We start from the raw sequence: 6,585 nt of genomic DNA, 5'->3' as shown, positions 1-6,585 counted from the left end.
GTAAATTAATATTATTTTCTTAACGCGGTAATTGCCTCTCTGAAAGTTTTAACCGGAATCAATTTGATTTTTAAATTTTGCTGCTTCACAGTCTTTTTGGCTAATCGATAGTTACTGCCGGTTGGTGATAAAAAAATCTTTGCTCCCGCCCGATTAGCTGCAATAACTTTTTTATCAATTCCACCGATCTGACCGATTTTACCGTCACTTGAGATTGTGCCTGTGCCTGCAATTAATCTTCCATGTTTTAAATTAATGGGTTTTAATTGACTATACATTTGCAAAGCCAACATTAACCCAGCCGAAGGTCCCCCAATTCCATCCATATCAGTTTTAATTTTAGGATCTGATTTCACAACTGTTTTAGCTGCCAGCTCGACCCCGATTCCATTCCTCTTTTTAGTAATCGGAATTACTTTGCCCGTAACAGATCTACTTTTTTTATCACGATAAAACGTCACTTTAACCTTTTTTCCAACCTTTTGATGCCCTAAATAATCAATTAAAGATGATAATGAATTAAATTTTTGATTGTTAATTTTGGTCACTAAATCCCCAACTTTTAACTTATTTTTAAAATCTGATTTTGCCAATAGTGACATGACATAAATTCCCCTAAAACTTTGGTGATAATTCTTATGCGCCAAACGCAAGGCATTAATCTTAGCTTGATTGACCGCCGATTTCATATAATAGCTTTGAATCAGATCAAACTCTTGATCATCTGCACCACCAGCAATTTCAGAACTTGGTAAGCGTGTCGTATTGTGATCAAAAAAACTGGCTATGTATAAAACTGGCGTTGCATGAGCCAACTGAACGTATGTTAAAAGCAATTTTCCTTTGCTTTGATCCTTTTGGTTGGCAATTCTAACATAACTAGCGACATTTTTAGCACTGCCAATCGACTCAATATAAACCGGCAAAGGCCAAAAAAAGCCCACCGCCAAAATAATTAATAGACTTATGGTGATCAACAGTGAGCGTTTTTTATTCATTAATTTTCAGCCTCTTTTTTAAAGCAACTTCGACTGAAGCTGGTACTAATTTTCGTAAGCTCCCACCAAAATAAGCAATTTCTTTAATGTAACTTGATGAAATCATTGAAAACTCCGGACTGCTCGGTAAAAATAATGTCTCAATTTTATTATCTAGTTTACGATTCAAGATCGCCATATCTTTTTCAAAATCAAAATCTTTTACATTTCGTACACCACGAATAATTATCCGTGCTTGCAACTGATTAACAGCTTGAACCGTTAAATGATCGGCCGCAGTTTTAACCGTCACATTTTGATAGGCAGTCAAAGTTTCTTGCAACAAAGCCTGTCTTTCAGCAACTGAAAATAATCCCTGTTTACTAGTATTTGTCATCACTAATACGATGACTTGATCAAAAATTTTGCTGGCACGTTGAATTATATCAAGATGTCCATTAGTTACTGGATCAAAACTACCAGGAAAAACTGCTTTCATTGATCGTCACCCCGAAAATGATAAATTGAAACTTCAGTAATACCATAATCCGCCCTTTTCCATAGTTTACAGCCGGCAATTTTTGCTGGCAACTGAGCAAATTGATCAGTTTCACAAACCACAATTCCATCTTTTTGCCAAAGTTTTAGTTCGTCGAAGCGCTGTAAAACTTGACTGATTTTTGTTTTTATATGGTGGATCTAAAAAAAGATAAGAAAATTTAAGCTGCCGTTTGGCAAGTACATTTAAGATTTTAAAAGAGTCTGCTTTATAGACCTGAAAAAGGCGTTCTTCCTTTGTTGCCCGAATATTCTCCTTGATTGTTTTAACCGCCTGAAACTGACGGTCAACTAAGATTGCCTGTTGTGCCCCCCGTGAAACAGCTTCAATTCCAAGAGAGCCGCTACCTGCGTATAAATCAAGGACTTGCCCAGCAAGCGAATTGCCAAGCATATTAAAAACCGACTCTTTAACTTTATCGGTCGTTGGCCGCGTCAGTTGACCAGGCACCGCCTTCAACTTCCTGCCACGATACTTTCCTGAAATTACTCGCATGCTATTTCCTACCTGTTCGATATTTTTCACGATCTTCATCAGTCAGCTTATATAAAATTCCAACTTCATCGCCAAAATCTGTTTTCAAGTCTCTCCTTAACGAACGCTGAACTTTTCTAACAAATTTTAAAGATTGTAATTTGCTTAATACTTCTTTATCGTCAGTCTGATCGATGTATAAAACAACATATTTCATTTTTTTGGAAACATAATGAATTGTTCCATACTTGCGAAGCTGGCGACTGTTTTTTAAATGATAAAGAAATACAATCAGTCCTTCACGCTGCTTGATTTCAAAATCCATTAATTCTCACTCCTGCCTGTGACAACAATTAAAATTCCATGACTATAAGCCATTCCAACAGGTTGTGGTTTATCGGTAATCAACTTATTAATTACCATTTTCAACAACTCTGGTTTTTCAAAAATTGTTAAAGAACTATAAAATGGTGCTACCAGCATTAAACTGTTTTTAGATGTCACAGCTAAATCTGCCACTACTTGTTTTTTTAAATTTTTTCTTTGCAACAAAACAAATTTCCGATTATAAAATTCATCATTAGCAATTTGTTTTAAATTAGCTGCATACTTTGTAGCAACCACGGCACCTGGTTGATTAATAACTTTAGTTAATAAAGACTGAGCTTTCAAATTCAAATTATCATTTAATTGCAACGATTGTTGACCTGCTTGCATTCGTTTAGCATTAATTAGTTGCAATAAGTCAACCGGTAACATTTGACTAAGGTTGTCCCAATCAACTTTGCCTTGATACTGAACTGGCAATGGCACTTGAGCAACTAAATGATAAAGCTGCTTTTTAACCAACATGTCTGTATTTAAATATTCTAGAGCATAAACTTTTTTTGAACCTGGCTGTAAATATGCAATTGCATAACTGCCATTTTTAAAACTGATTAGTGGATGTTGATTCAACGCGCGCTCAGATAATTCATACTGAAATGTTTGCTCATGATAATTAAATTTAAAATTAGCGTAAAGCGTCGTCAACTTTAAAAGCTTTTTAAAAGACATGCCAACTTTAAGTTTTCCCTGGCGAGTATCCTGACCAATAGTAAAAATATCACAAACCCGCTTAGTATATTGATCAATTCCAACCTTTAAATAGTCAGACTGATTCAAATTATATAACCACCACTCAACATTATCTGCACTTTGTAGCTTATCGACCGGCTGACCAAAATCTGCGGTAATTTTATTTGACGACTTACCAATATAAGCAGCTAGTTGACTAGTTGCTAATGGTCTAACTTTAGGGGTCGTTAATTTGATATCATTTTCATTTTTTTTATTTTTTTCTGACTTAACATTTCCAACTTCATCAACAGAACTTGAACTTTTTTGCTGGTTGATAGCTGCTTGATAGTAGAGACAGCCTAAAATGATTATTAAAACTATGCTAAAATTTAAAATTGTTTTCCAGCGAATTCGTTTTTTCATCATTTATTCCTTAATTGGTTCAAGCTCTAGCAACAAATCTTGTGCCTCAAGCACATCGCCCGCTTTAACATATACATGACTGATTTTACCTGTCAAAGGTGCCTTGATTGTCGTTTCCATTTTCATTGCCTCAGTAACTACTAAAGGATCACCTTTCTTAACTTTTTGATTCTTAGCAACTAAGATCTTTAAAACTGAACCACTTAGGGTTGCTCCAATTTGGTTTGGATTAGTTGGTTCAGCCTTCAAAGCTTTTCTAACCTTTGACTTTTGACTATTATCGTGAATAACAATTTGTTGCGGCTGACCATTTAAATTAAAGAATAAACTTCGATTACCATCCTCATCAGCTTCACTAATTGAATTTAATTTAATGATCAATGTCTTGCCTTTGCCAAATAACACATGTAATAATTCATGACTACGCATTCCTTGGAAAAAGGTCATGGTATCCAAAACACTTAAAGCCCCAAATTGTTCGGAAGATTTAGTGTAATCCAAAAAAACTTCTGGATATAAAATATAACTTAAAACTTCTTCACTTGTTGGTTGATGTTTGATCTTTTGCTTTAATTCATTAGCAATCTTAGTAAAGTCAACCGGTTTTGCCAAACTTCCTGGTCGCACAGTAATTGCCGGCTGCCCCTTTAATACTACTTTTTGTAACTCAGATGGAAAACCACCAACTGGCTGACCTAAGTTTCCAGCAAAGAAGTTAACAACCGATGCTGGAAAATCAAGGGTCTGCCCCTTTTCAAAAATATTATCAGCATTTAAATTATTTTGAATCATGAACAACGATAAATCTCCAACAACTTTTGAGCTTGGTGTAACTTTAACAATATCCCCCAACAATTGATTAACTTGGCGATATGCCCGTTTAACTAACTCAAAATCATTAATTCCCAAAGCTTTGGCTTGTTGCTGCAAGTTTGAATACTGTCCACCCGGCATTTCAGTCTCATAAATATCGGTTTGCGGTGCAGTAATGCCATTCATAAAATCTTGATAACAAGGCTTAACTCCCAGCCAATAACGATTCATTTTTTCAACATTATCAATATTTAGTTCTGGTTGTCTAGCATTACCAGCTAGTGCATAATACAAACTGCTCATGCTTGGCTGACTGGTTGTCCCAGAAAGTGCACTTGTCGCCACATCAACTATATCAACACCTGCCCGAACGGCTTGAACATATGTAGCAATTCCATTTCCAGTTGTATCATGAGTATGCAAATGGATCGGCACGTCAACAACTTCTTTTAAACTTGAAATCAGCTCATAAGCAGCTTGTGGCTTTAACAGCCCTGCCATATCTTTAATCCCAATAATCTGCGAGCCAGCACTAACCAAATCGTGAGCTAAACCCTGATAATATTTAAGATCATATTTATGTTCATGAGGATTTATAACATCTCCAGTATAACACATTGTACCTTCGGCTATCTTCCCAGTATGACGAACATATTGAATGCTTTTTTCCATTTGTTCGACCCAATTTAAACTATCAAAAATGCGGAAAACATCAATCCCATCTGCGGCACTTTGTTGAATGAAGCGCTCGAGCACATTATCTGGATAATTTTTATAGCCAACTGCATTTGAACCGCGAAACAGCATCTGTAATAAAGTTTTAGGCATCAATTTTCGAATAATTCTCAAACGTTTCCAGGGATTTTCATGTAAGAAGCGATAAGCCACATCAAAAGTTGCTCCACCCCAAACTTCTGCCGAGAAAATATGTGGCAGAGCTTGATCAAAAATCTCAGCAGCTGGAATCATATCTTTGGTTCGCATCCTGGTTGCAAATAAACTTTGATGAGCATCACGCATAGTAGTATCCGTCAATAATACTTCTTTTTGTTGCTTGATCCAATTGGTTAGTCCCGTCGCTCCTTGCGAGTCAAGAACTTGCTTAGCAGTTACCGTATCACTTTCCGTTGCAAATTCATGTGACATATGAATGTCAGGCAGATATTTTTTATGATGCTTGCCAATTCCTGGAAAGCCATTAACAGTTACCTCGCCAATATATCTTAGTAACTGATTGGCCGTTTTGGGTTTGCGTTCATATTCAAATAATTCTGGAGTTGAATCAATAAAAGTCGTGTGAGCTTGTCCTGCAATAAATTTTGGATGGTTGATAACTTTTTTCATAAATGGAATATTAGTTTTGACACCACGGATTATGAATTCATCTAAAACCCGGTTCATTTTTTTAACTGCTCCAGTAAATGTTCGTGACATCACACACGCTTTAACCAGTAACGAATCAAAATACGGTGTAATCACTGCCCCTGCGTAAGCATTACCGCCATCCAAACGAACTCCAAAACCACCAGGGGAACGATAAGTTTCGATTTTACCCGTATCTGGCATAAAATTATTTTCGGGATCTTCCGTTGTTACCCGGCATTGGATTGCATAACCATGATAAGCAATTTCTTTTTGTTCTGGAATTTCCAGATCATGATGCAGATCTTTCCCGTCAGCAATTAAAATTTGGGCTTGGACAATATCAATTTCAGTGATCATCTCAGTCACGGTATGTTCAACTTGCACTCGTGGATTAACTTCAATGAAGTAAAAATCATCTGGAGTAACTAAAAATTCCACAGTGCCCGCATTTTGATAAGCAACACTTTTCATTAACCGAACTGCCGCCTGACAAATTTCCTGGCGGCGTTGGCTTGAGAGAACAATACTGGGAGCAAATTCGATCACTTTTTGATGACGTCGTTGAACCGAACAGTCACGTTCAAACAAGTGAATTACATTTCCATGCTGATCAGCCAAAATTTGAACTTCAATATGCTTAGGGTTTTTTAAATATTTCTCAACGTATAGCTCATCATCACCAAAAGATTGCTTTGCTTCGCTTCGTGCTCGATTAAAACTTTCTTGAACTTCTTGATCACTATTAATGATTCGCATTCCGCGACCACCACCACCTAAAGCCGCTTTGATCATAATCGGATAACCATGCTGATGAGCAAAAGCCTGAACCTCAGCTACCGAGCCAACAGGTTTGTCGCTGCCCGGAATTGTATGTAAACCAGCTGCTACCGCTGCATCTTTAGCTTTAATCTTATC

General features: G+C 36.6%; 5 protein-coding genes and 1 pseudogene. All 6 read right to left on the bottom strand.

The genetic code is table 11. The annotated features are described in order from the left end of the window. Positions 1-11: 11 nt before the first annotated feature. Positions 12-998 (bottom strand): SepM family pheromone-processing serine protease, encoded by a 987-nt coding sequence (locus tag ON15_RS08280; RefSeq protein WP_010581033.1) that lies wholly within the window; start codon positions 996-998, stop codon positions 12-14. Then, complete coding sequence (coaD, locus tag ON15_RS08275; RefSeq protein WP_010581032.1) at positions 991-1,476, bottom strand: pantetheine-phosphate adenylyltransferase; 486 nt, start codon at positions 1,474-1,476, stop codon at positions 991-993. The genes ON15_RS08280 and coaD overlap by 8 nt, the downstream gene beginning before the upstream one ends. Next, a pseudogene (rsmD, locus tag ON15_RS08270) lies at positions 1,473-2,031 on the bottom strand (16S rRNA (guanine(966)-N(2))-methyltransferase RsmD). Before rsmD ends, coaD begins: the two are co-directional and overlap by 4 nt. 1 nt (position 2,032) lies before the next feature. Beyond that, the gene (locus ON15_RS08265; RefSeq protein ID WP_010581029.1) at positions 2,033-2,335 is read right to left on the bottom strand and encodes a YlbG family protein; all 303 of its coding nucleotides are present in this window, start codon (positions 2,333-2,335) and stop codon (positions 2,033-2,035) included. Further along, positions 2,335-3,492 carry a CAP-associated domain-containing protein gene (locus ON15_RS11275; RefSeq protein WP_050999217.1) on the bottom strand — a complete coding sequence of 386 codons (1,158 nt, stop codon included), beginning with the start codon at positions 3,490-3,492 and terminating at the stop codon, positions 2,335-2,337. Before ON15_RS11275 ends, ON15_RS08265 begins: the two co-directional genes overlap by 1 nt. 3 nt (positions 3,493-3,495) lie before the next feature. After that, the coding region (locus ON15_RS08255; protein WP_010581027.1) for a pyruvate carboxylase at positions 3,496-6,585 on the bottom strand (3,090 nt) is incomplete at its 5' end.

This window comes from Liquorilactobacillus vini DSM 20605 (genome assembly GCF_000255495.1).
Classification (GTDB): Bacteria; Bacillota; Bacilli; order Lactobacillales; family Lactobacillaceae; genus Liquorilactobacillus; species Liquorilactobacillus vini.
This window is presented reverse-complemented; position numbering and strand designations above follow the sequence as displayed.